The sequence below is a fragment of the Acidisoma cellulosilyticum genome, assembly GCF_020621385.1.
Lineage (GTDB): Bacteria > Pseudomonadota > Alphaproteobacteria > Acetobacterales > Acetobacteraceae > Acidisoma > Acidisoma cellulosilyticum.
In genome coordinates this window covers 669,499-690,747 of record NZ_JAESVA010000001.1, presented here as the reverse complement: position 1 = coordinate 690,747, position 21,249 = coordinate 669,499, and the positions used below count along the sequence as shown (strand labels likewise).

At 64.9% G+C, this 21,249-nt stretch carries 17 protein-coding genes; 8 read left to right on the top strand and 9 right to left on the bottom strand.

The features are described 5' to 3' along the window. Positions 1–100: 100 nt before the first annotated feature. Together ACELLULO517_RS03225 and ACELLULO517_RS03220 are read right to left on the bottom strand one after the other, a co-directional pair. On the bottom strand, positions 101–1,111 hold the full coding sequence (locus tag ACELLULO517_RS03225) for an alpha-E domain-containing protein (protein ID WP_227305821.1): 1,011 nt from the start codon (positions 1,109–1,111) through the stop codon (positions 101–103). Next, positions 1,108–2,583 (bottom strand): circularly permuted type 2 ATP-grasp protein, encoded by a 1,476-nt coding sequence (locus tag ACELLULO517_RS03220; protein WP_227305819.1) that lies wholly within the window; start codon positions 2,581–2,583, stop codon positions 1,108–1,110. The genes ACELLULO517_RS03225 and ACELLULO517_RS03220 overlap by 4 nt, the downstream gene beginning before the upstream one ends. 212 nt (positions 2,584–2,795) lie before the next feature. Between ACELLULO517_RS03220 and ACELLULO517_RS03215 the strand changes: the two genes are divergently transcribed. Together ACELLULO517_RS03215 and ACELLULO517_RS03210 are read left to right on the top strand one after the other, a co-directional pair. Continuing rightward, entirely contained in the window at positions 2,796–3,413 is a 618-nt protein-coding gene (locus ACELLULO517_RS03215) for a hypothetical protein (protein WP_227305811.1), read from the top strand. A 174-nt stretch (positions 3,414–3,587) separates the two neighbouring features. Further along, positions 3,588–6,164: a DNA translocase FtsK gene (locus ACELLULO517_RS03210; RefSeq protein WP_227305809.1), complete on the top strand. Its 2,577-nt coding sequence runs from the start codon at positions 3,588–3,590 to the stop codon at positions 6,162–6,164. A gap of 3 nt (positions 6,165–6,167) precedes the next feature. On the opposite strand, the gene ACELLULO517_RS03205 is transcribed toward ACELLULO517_RS03210, so the two are convergent. Next, entirely contained in the window at positions 6,168–6,713 is a 546-nt protein-coding gene (locus ACELLULO517_RS03205; protein ID WP_227306068.1) for a TetR/AcrR family transcriptional regulator, read from the bottom strand. A gap of 199 nt (positions 6,714–6,912) precedes the next feature. Between ACELLULO517_RS03205 and ACELLULO517_RS03200 the strand changes: the two genes are divergently transcribed. Continuing rightward, positions 6,913–8,088 (top strand): MFS transporter, encoded by a 1,176-nt coding sequence (locus ACELLULO517_RS03200; RefSeq protein ID WP_227306067.1) that lies wholly within the window; start codon positions 6,913–6,915, stop codon positions 8,086–8,088. Between the two features lie 151 nt (positions 8,089–8,239). On the opposite strand, the gene ACELLULO517_RS03195 is transcribed toward ACELLULO517_RS03200, so the two are convergent. The 3 genes from ACELLULO517_RS03195 to ACELLULO517_RS03185 all read right to left on the bottom strand — a co-directional run bounded on the left by ACELLULO517_RS03195 (position 8,240) and on the right by ACELLULO517_RS03185 (position 12,728). After that, on the bottom strand, positions 8,240–8,617 hold the full coding sequence (locus ACELLULO517_RS03195) for a response regulator (protein ID WP_227305807.1): 378 nt from the start codon (positions 8,615–8,617) through the stop codon (positions 8,240–8,242). A 52-nt stretch (positions 8,618–8,669) separates the two neighbouring features. After that, positions 8,670–10,718: an NAD(+) synthase gene (locus tag ACELLULO517_RS03190; protein WP_227305805.1), complete on the bottom strand. Its 2,049-nt coding sequence runs from the start codon at positions 10,716–10,718 to the stop codon at positions 8,670–8,672. 138 nt (positions 10,719–10,856) lie between these two features. Beyond that, positions 10,857–12,728 carry an ABC-F family ATP-binding cassette domain-containing protein gene (locus ACELLULO517_RS03185; protein ID WP_227305803.1) on the bottom strand — a complete coding sequence of 624 codons (1,872 nt, stop codon included), beginning with the start codon at positions 12,726–12,728 and terminating at the stop codon, positions 10,857–10,859. Between the two features lie 115 nt (positions 12,729–12,843). Between ACELLULO517_RS03185 and ndk the strand changes: the two genes are divergently transcribed. Beyond that, positions 12,844–13,266: a nucleoside-diphosphate kinase gene (ndk, locus tag ACELLULO517_RS03180; protein WP_227305801.1), complete on the top strand. Its 423-nt coding sequence runs from the start codon at positions 12,844–12,846 to the stop codon at positions 13,264–13,266. 157 nt (positions 13,267–13,423) lie between these two features. Here the strand turns inward: ndk and ACELLULO517_RS03175 are convergent, their stop codons facing one another. Genes ACELLULO517_RS03175 through purM form a run of 3 tightly spaced genes read right to left on the bottom strand, consistent with a single transcriptional unit; the run spans position 13,424 to position 15,420 of the window. Beyond that, the gene (locus ACELLULO517_RS03175) at positions 13,424–13,717 is read right to left on the bottom strand and encodes a GIY-YIG nuclease family protein (RefSeq protein WP_227305799.1); all 294 of its coding nucleotides are present in this window, start codon (positions 13,715–13,717) and stop codon (positions 13,424–13,426) included. Positions 13,718–13,756: 39 nt separating this feature from the next. Further along, the gene (purN, locus tag ACELLULO517_RS03170; protein ID WP_227305797.1) at positions 13,757–14,344 is read right to left on the bottom strand and encodes a phosphoribosylglycinamide formyltransferase; all 588 of its coding nucleotides are present in this window, start codon (positions 14,342–14,344) and stop codon (positions 13,757–13,759) included. Then, positions 14,344–15,420 carry a phosphoribosylformylglycinamidine cyclo-ligase gene (gene purM / locus ACELLULO517_RS03165; RefSeq protein WP_227305795.1) on the bottom strand — a complete coding sequence of 359 codons (1,077 nt, stop codon included), beginning with the start codon at positions 15,418–15,420 and terminating at the stop codon, positions 14,344–14,346. The genes purN and purM overlap by 1 nt, the downstream gene beginning before the upstream one ends. A gap of 183 nt (positions 15,421–15,603) precedes the next feature. On the opposite strand from purM, the gene ACELLULO517_RS03160 reads away from it, so the two are divergent. From ACELLULO517_RS03160 to ACELLULO517_RS03145, 4 genes are read left to right on the top strand one after another with little or no spacing between them, the layout of a single operon-like run. Next, on the top strand, positions 15,604–16,740 hold the full coding sequence (locus ACELLULO517_RS03160; RefSeq protein ID WP_227305794.1) for an AI-2E family transporter: 1,137 nt from the start codon (positions 15,604–15,606) through the stop codon (positions 16,738–16,740). Continuing rightward, on the top strand, positions 16,737–17,480 hold the full coding sequence (locus ACELLULO517_RS03155) for a P-loop NTPase family protein (RefSeq protein WP_227305792.1): 744 nt from the start codon (positions 16,737–16,739) through the stop codon (positions 17,478–17,480). The genes ACELLULO517_RS03160 and ACELLULO517_RS03155 overlap by 4 nt, the downstream gene beginning before the upstream one ends. Before the next feature lie 9 nt (positions 17,481–17,489). Then, positions 17,490–19,733: an RNA degradosome polyphosphate kinase gene (locus ACELLULO517_RS03150; RefSeq protein ID WP_227305790.1), complete on the top strand. Its 2,244-nt coding sequence runs from the start codon at positions 17,490–17,492 to the stop codon at positions 19,731–19,733. Between the two features lie 3 nt (positions 19,734–19,736). Then, on the top strand, positions 19,737–21,230 hold the full coding sequence (locus ACELLULO517_RS03145) for a Ppx/GppA family phosphatase (RefSeq protein WP_227306066.1): 1,494 nt from the start codon (positions 19,737–19,739) through the stop codon (positions 21,228–21,230). The last annotated feature ends 19 nt before the right edge of the window (positions 21,231–21,249 follow it).

The window sequence follows — 21,249 nt, the reverse complement described above, 5'->3', positions numbered from 1 at the left end:
ATTCACGTCTCATTCACGGCTATTGAGCGTGATTAAGCGGCGAATTCTACGGTCACGCCGGGGAGAAACCGGCGGACGGGACCCCCATCCGCCGGCAGTCTCATGGTTGAGCGGTCGACTGGCTTTGTGATTGTGCTTGTTGCAGGCTTGGCTTCCAATCGCGAAAGAAGGCATCGCCGACGCTGGCCGCGAGGCCGATCAGGTCACGCTGCATCCCGTCCAAGAAATCATGCAGGCCGATTGAAATGATCTGTTCTGCCGATCGATCGAGCAGGGCTGCCCGCATGTCCTCGATCTGCTCAAGCGCTGTCCGCGTGCCGCGCAACCCATAGCTGGTTCTCAGTTGGGTCAGGTGCCATTCCGTCTGGCTGAGGCAGAGCAAGACGCTACGGGGGAAGCAGGGATCGGTCAGCAGGAAACCCGCGACATGCTGGGGCAAAAACTCCACCGGGGCGATGCGGCGGAAGGCGTGGTAGCCCGCGACGGCACGCAGCACGCCGCCCCATTGGGTCCGCTCCTCATGCCGGCGGTCTTCGGAGCCTTTCGGCAGCATGCGGTGGAATTTGATGTCGAGCAGGCGCGTCGTCTGGTCCGCGCGCTCGATCAACCGGCCCATTTCGTAGAAATGCCAGCCCTGGTCGCGGAACAGCGTGCCTTCGGTGATGCCGGTATGGGCCTGCACGCCTTCCTTGATGCGCGAGCAGAGGCGCGACAAATTGTCGCCCTGCAACTCATGCTCCGCGATCTGCAGCAGGTCGCGGTGGAAAACGTTGAGATGCTTCCACATTTCGGTGCTGATCAGCGGGCGCAGCGTGCGCGCATTCATGCGCGCCGCCTCGATCGAGCTGATGATAGAGTTCGGATTCTGCCGTTCGAGAACGTAGTAACGCTTGACCGCATCCGGTTCCAGCCCGTCATGGGTCTCCGCGAAGTGGGTCTCATTGGCATAGATGCGAATGAGCGAGTCCCAGGCCTCGTTCTCCAGGCCAGGGCTTTCGAAGGTCTGGGTGACGTCGACGAGACGCGCCAGATTCTCCAACCGCTCCATGTAGCGGGCCATCCAGAACAGGCTTTCCGCATAGCGGGCCAGAAGCGGGATCTGCTGGGTCATCGCCGCGACTCCTCGGCCAGCACCCAGGTATCCTTGGATCCCCCGCCTTGGGAGGAATTGACGATCAGGCTGCCGGCCTTCAGCGCGACGCGGGACAGGCCGCCGGGCAGAACCCAGGTGCTGCGGCCGGTGACGGCGAAGGGACGCAGGTCGAGATGGCGCTGACGGATGCCGTCATCGGTCAGCGTCGGGCAAACGGAGAGGCCGATGACGGGCTGGCTGATCCAATTGGAGGGGTTGGCGATCAAGGCGGCGCGGGACGCTTCCAGCTCCTCGCGGGTCGCGCGCGGCCCGATGGTGATGCCGTAGCCGCCCGATTCGCCGACCGGCTTGGTCACCAGCTGGTCGAGATTGTCGAGCGTATAGGCCAGACCCTCCGCCTCGCGACAGATATTGGTCTCGACATTCGCCAGAATCGGATCCTGATCCAGGTAGTATTTGATGATGCGCGGCATATAGGCATAGACCGCCTTGTCGTCGGCGACGCCGGTGCCGACGGCATTGGCGAGGGCCACATTGCCCTTCCGCCAGGCGCGGATCAGGCCCGGCACGCCGAGCAGGCTTTCAGGCCGGAAGACCGTCGGGTCCAGGAAATCGTCGCCGAGGCGCCGGTAGATGGAATGAACAGCCCTGAGACCGGCCGTCGTCTTCATGAAAACCCGGTCGTCCTCGACGACAAGGTCGGGGCCTTCGACCAGGGGTACGCCCATCTCGCGCGCCAGGAAGACATGCTCGAAATAGGCCGAGTTGTAGATGCCGGGGGAAAGCAGCACGACCTGCGGGTCATCCACGCCTTCGGGCGCGATTTCAGTCAGCGCCTCGCGCAGCCGGCGGCCGTAATCATCGACCGGCATCAGCGACATGCCCGCCAGCAGATCGGGGAAGGCGCGCCGCATCAGATGGCGGTTCTCGACGACATAGGACACGCCGGACGGCGTGCGGGCATTGTCCTCCAGCACGCGGAAGTCACCGAATTGGTCGCGGATGATGTCGATGCCGCAGATATGGACATAGGTGCCGAATCGGACCGGGAAATTTTCCATCTCCGGCCGGTAATTGGCATTGCCAAGCACGAGCTCAGCCGGAACGATGCCGTCTCGCAATATTTTGCGATCGTGATAGATGTCATGCAGGAAGGCGTTGATGGCGGCGACCCGCTGCTGAACGCCTGTTTCCAGCTTGCGCCACTCGGCCGCGGTGATGATCCGCGGAATGCAATCGAAGGGGAGGATACGATCGATCGCTGTCGCGTCGGAATAGACCGTGAAGGTCACGCCGAGGCTCATGAGGTCGTTCTCGGCGGCCTTGGCCCGGGCCCGAAGCCCATCCAGCCCGATGGCACTCAATCGGTCTCGCACAATCTGTGCGGCGCCGTTGTCTCCGGGACGGTCGGTTGCAAGCTCGCTGACGTAAGGGCCCGGCTCGCAGTCCAGAAAGAGATCCTCGGGAATCTTAACCACCTCTGCGTTCATGGGGCTGTCTTTCGGCTATAAGCGGTTTGTCGCTGTCCTGCCAGTCTTTCGGCGGGGTTGGATTGCGCAAAATTCGCGGCTAAAAATCATCTCGATCCGAGGCCTGTGTTGCACAAATTTATTTGCAAATCTGAGGAATACAGGCTTTACCTCACACGCCCAGTCAACCGCGTCGCCGTCTTAAATCGCTTATCCTTGGCCCGGAGTTAACCATGCGCCGCCTGTTCGCTACCCTCGTGGCAACATCTATGCTTGCCCCCGGCATCGCCTCCGCCGCCTGTTTGAAGCCCATCGAAGGGACGGCGATGAATGTGGCCGGCCTCAAAAGCCAGCTCATGGTAACGGCGCTCGCTTGCGATACGCGCGACCGCTACAACAGCTTCGTCATCAATTTCCGCCCGACCCTCGTGAAGGAGGATACGGCGCTGAACAGCTATTTCTCCCATCATTACGGCCGCAACTGGCGGTCCGAGCATGATGACTACATCACCCAGCTTGCCAATGTTCAGTCCGACGCCTCGATCAAGCAGGGCACGCTGTTCTGCCAGCAGAACGTGGCGCTGTTCGGTGAGGTTCTGGCGCTGAAGAGCTCCAAGGAGCTGCTGGACTTCGCCAATGACAAGCCGATGGTCCAGCCGGTGAACTACGACATCTGCGGCGTACCGCATCACGACATCTATCACCCGACCCTGGTGCAGGTGGTGGCCCCGGTCGGTGCCGGCACGTCCGGCGCGAAAGAGCAGACGGCCGTTGCCCAGACCGGTCCCGACGGCAAGCCCAAGCGCGGCTTCTTCGGCAATATCGGGCATGGCATCGCCAGCATTTTCTAGGCCGATGCCTCGGCTTTGGTCGTGACGGAGAGGGGGCTGCTGCCGCAAGGCTGAACGGCCCCCTCTCCATATTTGCCGGCGGAAAGTCCTGCGCCGGATTAGCCTTCTGATACCATGGCCCGGCCTCGATCGAGTGTTGTCCGGGGACCACCGGCATCATTGGAAAGGATACCGATGGCCGCCATCGCCGAAGCCCGCCGCTTTATCTCCCCGACCATGCTGGCGGTGCTGCGCCGCCGGCTCGCGTCGCTGGTAGGGCTGCTGCTCGGCTTCGCGGGGATCGGGCTTGGCGTCGCACTCGCCTCCTATCATCCCGCCGACGCATCCTTCGACACGGCCGGAACCGTCGTGCGAAACCTGGCTGGCCCGACCGGTGCCGTCATCGCCGATCTGTCCTGGCAGGGGTTCGGCGTTGTCGGAACGCTGCCGGTCTGGGTCATGCTGCTGTGGGGCTGGCGTATCGCTGAGAACCGGCGTCTGACCCATGTTTCTTTCCGTATCCTGGCGCTGCTCGCGGCGATGCCGCTGCTGGCCGGCGGAATCGCCAATTTGCCGGTCCCGGCCAGCGGCAGCTCGGCCTGGCTGGCAGCCGGCTGGGGTGGTGCGGTCGGCTATGGCGTCGGCCATGTGATCATCGGCACGGCCCATTCCGCCTTCGGTCCGCTCGGCACGGCGATTGCCTGGGTGATCGAGATGCTGGCGGGGCTTGGCCTGGTCGCCTTCGGCTTCGGCCTGACGGCGATGGAGTGGCGCGCCGCCGGATCGCGCGCCCGGTCCGGCGCCATGGGCGCTGCCTCCCTTTCCATGCGATCGATGCGATCGGTCGGCACGTCGCGCAGCGACGGCCATGATGGAAGCGGGCGCGGTGGCTTCGGTTTTGGCGGCGTCACCCATCGCCTCGGCGGTCTCTTTTCCCGGCTGCCGGATTGGGGCCGCCCCGACTGGGGCCGCGCGCAACCCGCCGACGACGCGTCCCCGCATCCGATCTTCAACCTGCCGCCGATGGACCCGGACGATCCTGACGATCGCCAGATCAACGCCCGGCGTGAGCCGGTGATGGCCACGCCGGCCCCGCGCACGGCCCCGGGCGGGAAGCTGACGGCGGCGGGATTCGGCGCGGCCGGCATCGCCGCGGCCGCTTCCAACCCCGGTGACACGCGCATCCGCACCCAGCGCGACAAGCCGCGCATGGCGACGCGGCCTGAGCCGCCGCCGGCGGTCAGCCATGCCGGTTGGAAGCTGCCGCCGATCGAGCTTTTGAAGGACCCGCCGGCCCAGCATGAGGTCGGCATTTCCCCTGAAGCCTTGCAAGCCAATGCGCGTCTGCTTGAGACCGTGCTGTCGGACTACGGCGTTCAGGGCAGTATCGTGGAAATCCGCCCCGGTCCGGTCGTGACGCTGTACGAACTGGAACCGGCACCTGGCATCCGCTCCGCCCGTGTCATCGGCCTGGCCGATGACGTCGCGCGTAGCCTGTCCGTCACCGCCGTGCGCATCGCGACCGTGCCCGGGCGCAATGTCATCGGTATCGAAGTGCCGAATGCGAAGCGCGAGACGGTCTTTCTGCGCGAGCTGATGTCGGTCGAGGAATGGGGCAGCCATGCCGGCCGCCTGCCGCTGGCGCTAGGCAAGGATATCGGCGGCTCGCCGGTCATCGTCGATCTGGCGCGCATGCCGCATCTGCTCGTCGCCGGCACCACCGGCTCGGGCAAATCCGTCGGCATCAATGCCATGATCCTGTCGCTGCTCTTCCGGCTGTCGCCGGAGGATTGCCGCCTGATCCTGATCGACCCGAAGATGCTGGAACTCTCCGTCTATGACGGCATTCCGCATCTCATGGCCCCCGTGGTGACGGAACCCGCCAAAGCGGTGACGGCGCTGAAATGGACCGTGCGTGAGATGGAGCGCCGCTATCGCGCCATGAGCCAGCTCAGCGTCCGCAATATCGGCGGCTATAATGAACGCGTGGCCGAGGCCCGCTCGCGCGGTGAGGTCGTCACCCGCCGCGTGCAGACCGGTTTCGATGCCGAGACCGGACGTCCGATCTTCGAGGAACAAGCGCTGGCGCTGGAGCCTCTGCCCTTCCTGGTCGTCGTCATCGACGAAATGGCCGATCTGATGATGGTCGCCGGCAAGGAGATCGAGGCCGCGGTGCAGCGTCTGGCGCAGATGGCGCGTGCCGCCGGCATCCATGTCATCATGGCGACGCAGCGCCCGTCGGTCGATGTCATCACCGGCACCATCAAGGCCAACTTCCCGACCCGCATCAGCTTTCAGGTGATCAGCAAGTTCGACAGCCGCACGATTCTGGGCGAGCAGGGATCGGAACAGCTGCTGGGCCAGGGAGACATGCTGTACATGGCCGGCGGCGGGCGCATCACCCGCGTCCATGGACCTTTCGTGACGGATCGCGAGGTCGAGGACGCGGTCGCCTTCCTGCGCGAGCAGGGCGAGCCGAATTATCTTGAGGAAGTGACCGAGGCTCAGGAAGAGGCAAGCGGCAGCGGCAGCGGTGCTTCGGCCATGCCGGGCGCCAGCGAAGGCGAGAAGGGGTTGTTCGATCAGGCCGTCGCGCTCGTCGCCCGCGAAGGCAAGGCCAGCACCAGCTTCATCCAGCGCCATCTGCAGATCGGCTACAACCGCGCCGCCCGTCTCATCGAGCAGATGGAGAAAGACGGCATCGTCGGGCCGGCCAATCATGTCGGCAAGCGCGAGGTGCTGGTCCGCCGCACCCATGACGAGGACGAGTAAGGGTCAGGCAGCCTTATCCCAGGCGGCGAGGACGGCGGTGATACCGGCGTCCATGGCGCTGCCCGGCACCCCGTCTCGCGCCTGTAGCGACAGGCCCAACAACAAGCCGTCGAAGACGGCGGCGAGCCCTGCAACATCCGTTTCGGCGCGCAGCGCGCCCGCCGCCACCGCCTCCTCGACACAAGCCCGAATCGCCTGACGGTTCGCGGCCCTTTCCCGCGCTGTCAGCGCCTGGATCGCGGTGCAATCGGCCGAGCCGATGGTCGCGGCCAGGGTGATCATACAACCCGGCGGATGCGACGCATCGGACTGCATGCAGGCAGACCGGCGCAGTGCCAGTTCGATTCGCGCGCGCGGCGATAGCGTTTCATCGCGCAGCGCATTCAGAACCTGGCCATGGGTGCCGAGATAAAGATCCAGCACCTCCCGGAACAGCGCTTCCTTCGATCCGAAGGCGGCATAGAAGGAGGCGGAGGACAGGCCACCCATGGCGCGCCGCAACTGTTCCAGCGATGCGCCCTCATAGCCCTGCGCCCAGAACAGGTTCATCGCCCCTGCCAATGCCGCATCCCGGTCGAAGCCGCGCGGGCGTCCTGTCCGCACCGTGATTATCTCCTGATATGACTTTTGAACTAATCAGTCCGGAAGTCATTGACAAGAGCGTTGCGGCGCTCTCATTTATGGATCGATCAGTCCATAAGTGAGTCGCAATTTGTCCAGCAATTCCTCTCCCCCGACCGCCGGCAAGATGCCGGCAGCCGAAACCTTGCCCATCGCGGCTCTGCTGGCGCTGGCTATGACCGGTTTTCTCTGCATCGCGACGGAGACGATTCCGGCCGGGCTTCTGCCCGGCATTGCCCATGGTTTGGCGGTCTCGCCCTCCCTCGCGGGCCAGCTTGTCACCGCCTATGCCTTGGGTTCAGTGGTCGCGGCTATTCCGCTGAATACCCTGACCGGCGCATGGCCCAGGCGCCGCGTCCTGCTGCTCACGATTGCGGGCTTTCTGGTCTTCAATGGCGTGACGGCCATCTCGGCCGATTATCGCGTCACGCTCGCGGCTCGCTTCCTGGCCGGCGCCTCGGCTGGTCTCGCCTGGAGCATCCTTGCCGCCTATGCGCGGCGGATGGTGGCAAGGCCGTTGCAGGGACGCGCGATGGCTGTCGCGATGGTCGGCACGCCGATCGCGCTGTCCATTGGCGTGCCGCTGGGCACCTGGCTTGGCGCGGCAGTGGGATGGCGGGCGACCTTCGCCATCATGTCGGGCCTCGCTTTGCTGCTGGCGGGCTGGGTGCTGATCGTGATGCCGAACTATCCCGGCCAGCAGCCGAGCGACCGGCTGGCCATCCGGCACGTGCTGGCGACGCCCGGTGTCATCCCTGTCCTCGGTGTGGTGATGGCCTGGATGACCGGCCACAATCTTCTCTACACCTATATCGCTCCATTTTTGGCGCCGGTTGGCCTCGCGCCGCGCGTCGATCTGATGCTGATGGTTTTCGGCGTCGCGGCCCTGCTCGGTATCTGGGTCACCGGTCGGCTGGTCGACCGTGCGCTTCGCGCGGCCGTGCTGGCGAGCCTTGGCGGGTTCGCGGCGGTGGCGCTGGCTTTCGGCATGCTGCCGTTCTCTCCGGCGCTCGTGATAGTCGGCGTGGCGATCTGGGGTCTCAGCTTCGGCGGCGCGGCCACCTTGCTGCAGACCGCGCTCGCGGACGCGGCGGGGCCGGGCGCCGAGGTCGCGCTGTCGATCAATGTCGTCGTCTGGAACACGGCGATCGCAGCCGGCGGATTACTGGGCGGCGTGTTGTTGCCGCTATGGGGCATTGCCGCCTTCGCCTGGGTTCTGCTTATTTTTCTATTGGTCGCGCTGGCCGTTGCGTGGGGTGCGCGCAGCCATGGCTTTCCGCCGGGCCAGCGGCGGCACAGCTAGAGTTTGTAAGGCTCTGACTGAAGAGCCTCTCTCCTCGTCATCGCCGGGCTTGACCCGGCTATCCATGTTTGGGCGTCACCGCGTATGGATGCCCGGCTCAAGGCCGGGCATGACGAGTTTTTGACGCGATTCGACTTAACTCTGACAGACTCTAAACCGGCAGAACGTCCAGCAGCAGCCGTTCCAGATCGGTCGGGCGGAAGGGCTTTCTCAGGCAGGGCTTGCTGCGCCACCGTTCATCCAGCGCGGATTCGTCGTAACCCGTGCTGAAGACGAAAGGCAGGCCGAGGCGATCGAACTCGGCCGCCACCGCGTCGCTGCGATGGCCGGCGACATTGACATCCAGAATGCCGATGTCACAGCCTTGAGGCTCGGCCGAGAGGAAGGCAAGGGCCTCGTCATTCTGGCTAAAGGGCCCGACCAGGACGCAGCCGAATTCAGCCAAGACATCTTCCAGCAGCATAGCCAGCAGCGCCTCGTCCTCAAGAATAAGAACGCGCAAGCCGGACAGTCGAGATTCTTTGTCCATTCCGGTCTTCCATCAGACTGCGCGCATTAAGGCAAGAGGCTGCGCCATGGCCTTAGCGCTCGTCAGGAATCATCGTCTCAAGCTCATGCAGCCAGGCCGTCGCATTGCCGTCGGAGGGCGCGCGCCAGTCCCCACGGGGCGACAGGCTGCCACCGGCGCTGACCTTCGGGCCATTGGGCATGGCCGAGCGCTTGAACTGGCTGAAGGCGAAGAAACGCTGCAGGAAGACGCGCATCCAATGCTTGATCTCAGGCAAGGCATAGGTCGGGCGGCGGTCATCCGGAAAGCCCGGCGGCCAGGCGCCGCGGGCCGCATCTTCCCAGGCCGTCATCGCCAGGAAGGCGATCTTGGACGGGCGGAAGCCGTAGCGCAGCACGTGAAACAAGGTGAAATCCTGCAGCGCATAGGGGCCGATCTTGGCCTCCGTGCTCTGCGGTTTTTCGCCCGGCTTGGCGGGCACCAGTTCCGGTGAAATCTCGGTGTCGAGAATGGCAGCAAGCGTCACGCCGACATCCTCGGAAAACTGCCCGGACTGGATGACCCAGCGGATGAGGTGCTGGATCAGCGTCTTCGGGATGCCGCCATTGACGTTGTAGTGGGACATCTGGTCGCCCACGCCATAGGTGCACCAGCCGAGTGCAAGTTCCGACAGATCGCCGGTGCCGATGACGATCGCCTCGTTATGATTGGCGAGACGGAACAGGTAATCCGTGCGCAATCCCGCCTGCACATTCTCGAAGGTCACGTCATAGACCGGCTCACCCTGCCCGAAGGGATGGCCCATATCGGCCAGCATCTGGGTCGCGGCCGGACGGATATCGAGTTCCTTCCAGGTCACGCCGATACTGTCCATCAGCCGGATGGCATTGCCCTTGGTTTCGTCGCTGGTCGCAAAACCGGGCATGGTGAAGGCCAGGATATTGGTGCGCGGCAGGCCCAGCCGGTCAGCGGCGCGCGCGGCGACGATCAGCGCATGCGTGGAATCAAGGCCACCCGAAATGCCGATGACCATCCGCTTGCAGCCGATGCCGCGCAGCCGCTGCACAAGCCCTGAAATCTGGATGTTATAGGCTTCGTAGCAATCCTGATGCAGGCGCGCGGGGTCGGCGGGCACGAAGGGAAAGCGTTGCAGCGGGCGCTTCAGGCCCAGGTCGCGGTCGGGTGGCGCCAAGGTCAGCGTGACGCGCCGGAACTGCTCGGGTTCGACGCCGATGGCTCGGCCGTTATCCTCGAAACTGCCCATGCGCAGCCGTTCCTGCCGCAGCCGGTCGAGATCGACATCGGCGATGGCGCGCTGGGCGTCGAGCGGGAAGCGGTCGGTCTCGGCCAGGGTCTCGCCCATCTCGAAGATCGAGGCCTGACCGTCCCAGGCGAGATCGGTGGTCGATTCCCCGGCACCGGCAGCCGCATACAGATAGGCGGCATTGCAGCGCGCGGATTGGCTGATGGACAGCTGTGTCCGGGTCTCGGCCTTGCCGATGGTAATATTGCTGGCTGAGAGATTGGCCAGGATCGTGGCGCCTGCCAGAGCCCCGTGGGAGCTGGGCGGCACCGGCACCCAGACATCCTCACAGATTTCCACATGCAGGACGAAACCGGGCAGGTCCTCGGCCGCGAAGATCAGGTCCGGACCGAAAGGGACGTCCTCCCCGCCGAGCGTGATCATGCGGCCTTCGGTGCCCATGCCGGAAGCGAAATGCCGCTTCTCGTAGAATTCGCGGTAATTCGGCAGATGGGTTTTGGGCACGACGCCCAGGATGCGCCCGCGATGGATGACGACGGCGGTGTTGTAGAGCCTGGTACCCTGGGCCAGCGGCGCGCCGACCAGCAGGATCGGCGTCAGATCGCGGCTGCCCGCGACGATGGTGGCAATCGCCGTTTGCACGGCGTCCAGCAGCACATCCTGCAGCAGCAGATCGTCGATGGCGTAGGCGGAGACGGAGAGTTCCGGAAAGACGCAAAGCACCGCGCCGTCATCGTGGCAGAGCCTGGCCTCGTCCAAAATCGCCCGCGCATTGGCCGCCGGATCGCCCGGACGGCTCAGAATGGTGCAGGCAGCGACACGGGCGAAGCCGTGGGCGTAGAGCGAGCGGAATTCCATGCGCCGACATTAGCAGAGGTCTGGGCCGGTCGTTAACTGGGGCAGTGTTGCACTGCACTCGCGGCATGGTTTCCCAAATCCATGTCCTGCGCGGTCCCCCTCTCTACAGTTAAGGAAGGTGCGGGATGATAATGTCTGCTAGCCCGCCTCCTCCAGCGCGCCCTGGGCTTCCAGCCAGGCTTCCTCGGCCGCCTCGATCTCGCGCGCGATGGCGGCGAGCTTCTGCTGGCCGCGCGTAATCTCGGCGCCGCCATGCTTTTCGTAAAAGCCGGGGTCGGCCAGGATCGCCTCGATCCGGTCCTTATCGGCCGTCAGTTTCGCGATTTTCTTTTCAGCGTCCTGGGCGATTTTGCGGAGCGGGGCGAGGGCTGCGCGGGCTTCCGCGCGCTCGCGCCGGTCGTCTTGGCGCGTGGGTGCCGTGTCGACTTTGCCGGGGCCGCTCGACAGCCCGGCCAGACGCTGGCGGTAATCGTCCATATCGCCGTCGAACTGCGCGGCCGTGCCGTCGGCGACCAGCCAAAGACTGTCTGCGACCAGTTCCACGAGATGCGGATCATGGGTGATGAGCAGCACCGCGCCGGTATAATCAGCAAGCGCGCGGATCAGCGCCTCCTTGGCGTCGATATCCAGATGGTTCGTCGGTTCATCAAGGATCAGCAGATGCGGCGCGTCGCGGGTGGCCAAGGCCAGCAGCAGCCGGCCTTTCTCGCCGCCCGAGAGTTCGGAGACCTTGGTATCCGCGCGGTCGGCGTCCAGGCCGAAACGGGCGAGCTGAGCGCGCACCTGCGGTGGCAAGGCGCGCGGCAAAGCACGCGCCATATGATCGACCGGCGTCTCCCCCGGAATCAAAGCCTCGGCCTGATCCTGGGCGAAATAGCCGACCTTCAGGCCGGCGGCGCGCCGCACCTCGCCCGAGAGCGCCTCCAGCGACCCGCCGATGAGCTTCGCGAGCGTCGACTTGCCGTTGCCGTTGGCGCCGAGCAGAGCCACGCGGTCATCGGTATCGAGGTTGAGCGAGATGTTTTTCAACACCGGCTTGCCGGCATAGCCGATCGAAACGCGGTCCAGCGTCAGGATGGGCGGGGCGATGCGCGACGGATCTGGGAAGGAGAAGCGGGTCGGCGCATCCTCGATGACGTTTTCCACGGGCGGCAGCCGCTCCAGCGCCTTCAGCCGGCTTTGCGCCTGGCGCGCCTTGGTCGCTTTGGCGCGGAACCGGTCGACGAAGGCCTGAATGCGGTCGCGCTCCGCGGTCACCTTCTCAGCCATGCGCTTCTGCTGCGCCGAGCGTTCGGCCCGCAAACGGAGGAATTCGGCGAACCCGCCTGTGGTGAGCGTGATCTTGCCACGATCGAGATGGGCGATGGCCTCGACCGAGCGGTCGAGCAACCCGCGATCATGCGAGACGATCAGCGCGGCGCCGGGGAATTTGGCCAGCCAGCCTTCCAGCCAAAGCGAGGCTTCAAGGTCGAGATGGTTGGTCGGCTCGTCCAGCAGCAGCAGGTCGGGATTGCCGAACAGCGCGGAGGCCAGGGCGACGCGCATGCGCCAGCCGCCGGATAGCGCGCTCATCGGCCCTTGCTGCCGTTCCAGGCTGAAGCCGAGACCGCTGAGAATGGCGCCGGCGCGGGCGGGCGCGCTGTCGGATTCAATTGTCCTCAATCGTTCATGGACTTCGGCCAGGCGCAGCGCGTCGGTCTCCGCCGCTTCCGCCTCGGCCAGCAAAGCCGTGCGTTCCTTGTCGGCAGCCAGCACGACCGCGACCGGCGTAATGCTGCCGCCCGGCGCTTCCTGCGCGACCGCACCCATCTTGGCGCGGTTGGCGAGGCGGATATCGCCGCCGTCGACCGCCAGATCGCCGGAAATCGCGCGCATCAGCGTGGACTTGCCGGCGCCGTTACGGCCGATCAGACCGATGCGCCGTCCGGGATCGACCGTCAGGTCGGCATTCTCCAGCAGCGGGCGGCCTTTGATGGAAATCGAGAGATTGCGAATGATCAGGAGGCTCATAGCGGCTCATCTAGCGTCAAATGGCAGCGCCGGGAACGGTGTGGCTTGCAGGGCTCTGCCTTAACCTCTAAAGGCGCGCGCACAACTTTGCTTATCCAAAAAGAAAGACAGTCCCATGGCTATTGAGCGCACTTTCTCCATCCTGAAGCCCGACGCGACCCGCCGTAACCTGACCGGCGCTATCAATGCGGTCTTCGAGAAGAACGGCCTGTCCATCGTCGCCCAGAAGCGCGTGCAGCTGACCAAGGCGCAGGCCGAGGGCTTCTACGCCGTGCATAGCGAGCGCTCCTTCTTCGGCGAGCTGGTCAGCTTCATGATCTCCGGCCCGGTCGTTCTGCAGGTTCTGCAGGGTGAGAATGCGATGGCCAAGAACCGTGAGCTGATGGGCGCCACCGACCCGAAGAAGGCTGAGGCCGGCACCATCCGCGCCGACTTCGCCGAGAGCATCGAAGCGAATTCCGTGCATGGCTCGGACAGCCTCGACAATGCGAAGACCGAGATTTCCTATTTCTTCGCCGAGACCGAAATCGTCGCGTAAGATTACCGACCACTAAAGTCGCGTAAGGCTGCGACCACTAAAATCGTCGTCCGCGGGCTTGACCCGCGGATCCAGCCGGGACGGGGCGTTGCCTTCGCTCCCAGGATGGATCCCAGGGACAAGCCCTGGGATGACGAATATCTGAGGCCTCGCCCATCTAGATTTCCATCGATAGCGATCCGAACAGATCGTCCCAATCGGGATTGAGTTGCTCGATGAGCGCGAGCTTCCAGGTCCGAGGCCAGCGTTTCAGGGATTTCTCCCGTTGGATCGCTCTCAGAATCTCATCATGCCGCTCAGCATAAACCAGCCTCGTGAGCTTATAACGCTGTGTAAATCCGGGTTGATCCAGAGATTTATGCCGATGGATGCGCGCCGCGAGATGCGCGGTGACGCCAATATAAAGCGTGCCGTTTCGCTGATTGCTGACGATATAGACCCAGGCGACCATTTCAATATGATGTCATATCGAAATGGTCGGTGCGAGGCGTTAATCCGCCAACGACAGCGCGAACTGGCGCAGCGCTTCCGGGTAAAGCCTATGCTCCTCGGCCAGCACCCGCTCGGCCAGCCTGTCGGGCGTATCGCCTTCCAGTACGGCGACCCGCGCCTGGGCCAGGATCGGGCCTGCGTCCAGATCTTCCGTCACCACATGCACCGTGCAGCCGGCTTCGCTGACGCCCGCTTCGATAGCGCGCTCATGCGTGTGCAGCCCTTTGAAATCCGGCAGCAGACTGGGGTGGATATTGAGCATCCGGCCCTCCCAGCGTGACACGAGATAAGGCGTCAGCAGGCGCATATAGCCGGCGAGGCAGATGATCTCGACGCCAGCGGCGCGCAAAGCCGCGTCGATCTCGGCCTCATGCGCGGCGCGGTCCTTCCCGAACAGACGGTGATCGATCCCGATCGCCGCGATGCCGGCGGCCTCGGCTGTCGCGAGCCCCCCGGCATCCGGGTTGTTCGACAGAACCAGCACGATTTCGGCCGGGAAATCCGGCGCGGCGGCGGCCGCGATCAGGGCGACCATGTTCGAGCCACGGCCGCTGATAAGAACGGCCGTGCGACGGCGGGCTGCCATTAGCTAGGCCAGCCGGCAGGAATGGCGATGTCGGTGCGGGCCTCGCCCTCGGCGGCTTCAAGCGCGCCGATCTCGAAGACCTGCTCGCCTTCCGCTTCCAGAATGGCGCGGGCCTCGGCGACGTGCTCGGCTGCCACGATGACCGCCATGCCGATGCCGCAGTTGAAGACGCGCAACATCTCTTCCGGGGCAACACCGCCGGCCTTCGCGAGCCAGGGGAAGACGGGCGGCAGCGTCCAGGTGCCGGCATCGATGCGGGCGACCATGCCCTCCGGCAAAGCGCGGGGCAGATTGCCGGGCAAGCCGCCGCCGGTAATATGCGCCGCTGCCTTGAGCAGACCCTTCCGGTGGAGGGCAAGGACAGAAAGAACATAAAGCTTGGTCGGCGCCATCAGCGTTTCCGCGAGGGACTTGCCCTCGGCGAAGGGGCAGGGGCCGTTCATGTCCGCGCCCGCCAGCTCCACGATGCGGCGGACCAGCGAAAAGCCGTTGGAATGCACGCCCGAACTCGCCAGACCCAGCACCACATCGCTGTGCTTCACGTCGCGCGGAAGCAGGTTTTCGCGCTCGGCCGCACCCACGGTGAAGCCCGCCAGATCATAGTCGCCGGCCTGATACATGCCCGGCATTTCGGCGGTCTCACCGCCCACCAGCGCGCAACCGGACAGGCGGCAGCCTTCGGCGATGCCGCCGATGACGCGCTTGGCGGAGGCCACATCCAGGCTGCCGGTCGCGAAATAATCGAGGAAGAACAGCGGCTCCGCACCCTGGACGACCAGATCGTTGACGCACATGGCGACAAGATCGATGCCGACCGTGTCATGCAGCCCGTGGTCGATCGCAATTTTCAGCTTCGTGCCGACGCCATCCGTCGAGGAGATGAGAACAGGGTCTTTGAAGCCTGCGGCCTTCAGATCGAACAGCGCGCCGAAGCCGCCCAATCCGCCCATGACGCCGCTGCGGTTGGTCGCCTTCGCCAGCGGCTTGATGGCGTCCACCAGCGCGTCGCCGGCTTCGATGTCCACACCGGCTTCTGCGTAGGTCACGCCGTTGCCGGGATTTGCCGCTATGGTCATTCAGGCCCTCGATGCGCTAGGCGTTTAAGCTCGGGCAATGCCGCGACGGGCGGCGCGGCGCCGAGCAGTTCGGGAAAGTCGTTTGACGAGGCGCGGAAACAAACACAGCCGTCTTCGTGACGCAACCAAGGCTTTCCGCGCAAGCGCTATGGCGGGAACGCGTACCAGAAGGGGCGAGAGCCGATGACGGATCTGCCGCCGCCGGCTTCGCCCTTGCCTGAACAGCGGGAGAGGACGGCCCGTAACCACCGCATCGCCCTCGCTATCGGCCTGATTCTGCTGCTGGTTCTGTTTTTCTATCTGTTCTCGGCGATTCTACTGCCTTTCGTAGCGGCGCTCGGCATCGCCTATTTCCTCGACCCGGTCGCGACCCGCATGGCGCGGGCCGGTGCGCCGCGCTGGCTGGCGGCCGTGCTGCTGGTCCTGGCGCTGATCACGGGCGGGCTGACCTTCGTGCTGCTGCTTTACCCCATCATCCTGTCGCAGATCGGCCTGCTGCTGCAGCGGGTGCCGGAATATGTGGTGGAGGTGCAGGCCTGGGCCAATGGCACGCTGTCGCATCTGCAAAAGCATCTCGGCGCCGATTTCGTCGACAGCAAAATTCGGGAAATCGTCGCGACCCATGCGGGTGCGATGATCCCCTTCGCGGTCGGCGCGCTCAGCCGGGTCATTGGCGGCGGTTTCGCTATCGTCAATGCGCTGACGCTGATCGTGGTGACGCCGATCGCGGCCTTCTATCTGCTGCGCGACTGGCCCCGTCTGGTGGCCAAAGCCGATGCGCTGCTGCCGCTCCGCTATGCCGGCATCATCCGCTTGCAGGTGTTGGAGGTCGATCGCATCCTCTCGGCCTGGCTGCGCGGGCAGTTGCTGTGCTGCCTCATGCTGGCGGCTTTCTACTCGCTGGGCCTGACCATCGTCGGCCTCGATCTCGGCCTCATCGTCGGCATGACGGCCGGGCTGCTCTCCTTCATTCCCTATGTCGGGACCATTACCGGGGCGGTGACCTCCATCGGCCTCGCGGTCGCGCAATTCCCGAACTGGAACGGCGTCTTTCTGGTCATCGCGGTTTTCGTCCTCGGCCAGATTCTGGAAGGCTATGTCATCTACCCCCGCCTGCTCGGCAATCGCGTGGAATTGCACGACGTGCTGGTGATCTTCGCGCTGCTGGCCGGAGGCGCGGCCTTCGGCTTCCTCGGCGTTCTGCTTGCGGTGCCGGTCACGGCGGCGCTTGGCGTGCTGGCGCGTTTCTGGATCAGGCGGTATCTGCACAGCCCCCTTTATCTTGATCCGCCGCCCGGCGACGATAGGTTGAAGCCATGACCGCCGAGGGCGATGATTCCTTGAGGCAGCTCGCTCTGCCCTTTGCCTATATTCCGCGCTTCCGTGTGGAGGACTTCATCGCGGCACCCTCTAACGAGGAGGCGCGGGCTTGGCTTGGGCGCACGCCCGGCTGGCCGGCTGGCCGGCTCGCTTTGTATGGCGAGGCCGGCTGCGGCAAGACACATCTTTTGCAGCTTTGGGCGGAACGGAACGGCGCGCTGCTGTTGGACGGGCCCATGCTCCGCCGTCTGCCCGAACTCGCCGGCTCGCCCGCCATCGCGATCGACGATGCGGACGCGGTGCCGGATGAGACGGCGCTGCTACATCTGATGAATCTGGCCGGTGAGATGCGCCGGCCACTGTTGCTGGTCGGCCGCATCGCCCCCGCGCGCTGGCGCGTGACGCTGCCCGATCTCGCCAGCCGCTTGCGGGCCATGACGGCGGTTGCCGTCAAACCGGCCGAGGATCCGCTGCTGCGCGCGCTGCTGGCCCGATTACTCTCCGACCGTCAGCTTGTTCTGGGGGAAAGTCTGCAGGACTGGTTGCTGGCGCGTCTGCCGCGACATGCGGCGGCTTTGCGCGAGGCCGCCGCCCGGCTTGATCGGCAGGCAATGGCCTCCGGCGGGCGCGTCACCCGCGCCATGGCAGCCTCCCTGGTAGAGACAATCGGGGAGGATGGGTGTGATGTTTCGAATAAGTCATTTCAGGAACACTCCCCAAACGAGCGCATTCTACTTTAGACTGCAAAGATGACCTCAGAAGACGCAGACCTCCACGCCACCCTTGTTGCGGAATCGGTTCCGGTCGCGGCCGAGCCTGATGATGCGTCGCGTGACGATGCATCAGTCGCGGACACCATCCCGCTGGATTCGCCGGAGCGGTTCATCAATCGTGAACTTTCCTGGCTCGATTTCAATCATCGCGTCGTGGAGGAGGCGGAGAATCGCCACCACCCGTTGCTGGAGCGGTTGCGTTTTATTTCCATCAGCGGCTCCAATCTCGACGAATTCTATTCCGTGCGCGTGGCCGGTCTCGTCGGCCAAGCCAAGGCCGGCGTCGCCAAAATCTCTCCCGATGGGCTGACGCCGCCGCAGCAGCTGGCGCAGATCAATACGCGCGCCCGCCGGCTGATCGCCGATCAGCAGCGTGCCTGGAACAAGGTGCGGGCGGAACTGGCGCTTGCCGGTCTCGTCGTCGCCGATATCGGCTCGCTGACCGACGCCGACCGCGCCTGGCTGGACGCTTTCTTCATGGATCGCATCTTTCCGGTGCTGACGCCGCTGGCGGTCGACCCCGCGCATCCTTTCCCCTTCATCCCGAATATGGGCCTCGTCCTCGCTTTGCTGCTGGTCTCCAACCATGACCGGCATGTCATGCGGGCGTTGATCCCGCTGCCCGGACAGGTGGAGCGGTTCATCCGCCTGCCGGCGACCGAACCCGGCGGCCCGATCCGCTTCGTGATGCTGGAACATGTCGTGGGCATGTTCCTGGAACACCTCTTCCCCGGTTATGCGCGGGAAGCCCATGGCCTGTTCCGCGTCATTCGCGACACCGATGTCGAGTTCGAGGATGAGGCGGCCGATCTGGTCCTGTCCTACGAGACCGCGCTGAAGCGTCGCCGTCGCGGCGTCGCCATCAACCTCACGCTGCAGGCGTCGATGCCCGAGGAGCTGAAGCAGCTGGTGCGTGACGCCGTTGCCGCGCCGCCGGAGGAGATTTTCGAGGAAGCCGGGATTCTCGGCACCGTCGACCTCAAGCAGCTGATCGTGGATGACCGGCCCGATCTGCTGTTCACGCCCTATACGCCACGCTTTCCGGAACGCATCCGCGATTTCGGCGGGGATTGCTTCGCCGCCATCCGCGCCAAGGACATCATCGTCCATCATCCGTTCGAGAGTTTCGACGTCGTGGTGCAGTTCCTGCGCCAGGCCGCGCAGGACCCGGCGGTCGTCGCCGTCAAGCAGACGCTGTACCGCACCAGCAAGGATAGCCCCATCGTCAAGGCGCTGATCGAGGCGGCGGAAGCCGGCAAGACCGTCACCGCCATGGTCGAACTCCGCGCGCGTTTCGACGAGGAGGCGAATATCCGCCTGTCCCGCACGCTGGAAGCGGCGGGCGTGCAGGTCGTCTTCGGTTTCACCGAGCTGAAGACCCACGCCAAACTATCGTTGGTGGTGCGACGCGAATCGGGCGGCGTGCGCTCCTACGCGCATTTCGGCACCGGCAATTATCACCCGATCACGGCGCGGATTTACACCGATCTCAGCTTCTTCACCTGTGACCCGGATCTGACGCGCGACGCCGCCCGGCTGTTCAATTTCATGACCGGCTACGCCAAGCCCGAGAAGATGGACGCCATCGCCTATAGTCCGCTGACGACCCGCAAGCGCCTGAGCCATCTGATCCAGGATGAAATCCAGGCCGCGCGCGACGGCAAGCCCAGCGGCATCTGGCTGAAGGTCAATGCGCTGGTCGATGAGCGGATGATCGACCTTCTGTACGAGGCTTCGGCCGCTGGCGTGCCGGTGAAATGCGTGATTCGCGGCATCTGCTGCCTGCGCCCCGGCGTGCCGGGCCTGTCCGAGAATATCCGGGTGAAATCCATCGTCGGGCGGTTTCTGGAACATGCGCGGATCATCGCCTTCGCCAATGGACACGCGCTGCCCAACCGGCATGCGCGCGTCTTCATCAGCAGCGCGGACTGGATGGCCCGCAATCTGGACATGCGCGTCGAGACCCTGGTGCCGATCCGCAATCCGACGGTTCACGCCCAGATCCTCGACCAGATCATGGTCGTCGATCTCAAGGACAATATGCAGTCCTGGGAGCTGGGGCCGGATATGAGCTGGCGCCGTGTGCAAAGCGGGCGCAAGCCGATTTCGGCGCATAATTACTTCATGACCAACCCCTCGCTGTCGGGGCGGGGCTCTGCCCTTCATGGTCCCTCGCTGCTACAGCATGTCGGCCGCAAACCCCATGGAATGAGGGACTGACCGCTGTCCTTACCCCGCTCTGCCGTCGTCGATCTGGGCTCGAATTCAGTCCGGCTCGTTGTCTTCGAGGGACTGTCCCGGAACCCCGTCACCATTTTCAATGAGAAGGCGGTGCTGCGGCTCGGCCGTGGCTTGCAGCAGACCGGCCGGTTGAACGAGGAAGGCGTGCAGCAGGCGCTGATGGTGATGAACCGCTATCATGCGGTCGCGCGCGCCATGGGGGCCAATCCCTTCGAAGTGCTGGCGACGGCCGCCGTGCGCGATGCCTCCAACGGTCCGGAATTCGTGGCCGGTCTGCAGTCGCTGATGCCGGGCGTGCCCATCCGCATCCTGTCCGGCAAGGAGGAGGCAGCCTATTCCGCCGCCGGCGTGCTGTGCGGCATTCCGACCGCCGAAGGCATTCTGCTCGATATCGGTGGCGGCTCTCTGGAAGCCGTCCGCCTGATCGGTGGCCGCGCGATCGAAAGCGAGACGATGCGGCTTGGCGTCATCCGCCTGGCTGACCGGGCTGCCGGCGATCTGACGCGGGCGCGCATCATCGTCGAGGAAGATACCGCGCGGGTGCCTTGGCTGGGCGAAGGGGCGGGGCAGGATCTTTATCTTGTCGGCGGCGCCTTCCGCGCGCTGGCGCGCATCCACATGACCCAGACAAGCTACCCGCTCAATATGCTGCACCACTATACCATCGCTCGTGACGAAGCGCGGGATCTGGCCGGTGTCGTCGCCGGCGCCAGCCGCCGTGCGCTGGAACGCCTGCCCGGCCTGCCGCGCCGGCGTATCGACGATCTGCCTTTCGCTGCGGTGGTGCTGCGCCGCCTGTTGCGCGTCACGGGGGCGTCCCGCGTGGTTTTCAGCGCGAACGGCCTGCGCGAAGGCTGGCTGATGCATATCCTGCCGCCCGATGTGCGCGCGGCGGAGCCGATCACGGCGGCGGCCCGCGACATGGCGCTGCTCTTCAGCCGCGATCAGCGTCTGGCCCCGGCATTGATCGCCTGGACCGCGCCGCTGATGGTGGGTGAGACCGCGGAGCAGCGCCTGCTGCGCGAAGCGGCCTGCTGGTTCTCGGATGTCGCCAGCCACGACCATCCGGAATACCGCGCCGAACAGGGTTTTCTGCGCGTGCTGCGCCAGCCCGGCATCGCGATCGACCACCATGCGCGGGCCTATCTCGCGCTCGCCATCGCCATGCGCTACGAGGCCGAGCCCGACGCGCCCTTCCTGGCGCCGGCACGTATGCTGCTCGATATGACCTCGGTCCAGCAGGCCGAAGTATTGGGGGCGGCTTTGCAGCTGGCCTATACGCTGTCGGGCGGCACGCCCGATCTGCTGGCGAGCACGGAGCTTGCCATCGATAACGGCAAGCTCATCCTCAATCTCAAGGAAGATGCCGGGGTCTTTGCGGGCGAGAGCATCATCCGCAAGCTCGGGCGTCTGGCGGCCGTATTGGGGCTCGATCCCTATACCGGGGCTGACCGCGTGCATAGCGACGCTGCCTGACGCGGACCGCAGGGAGGGA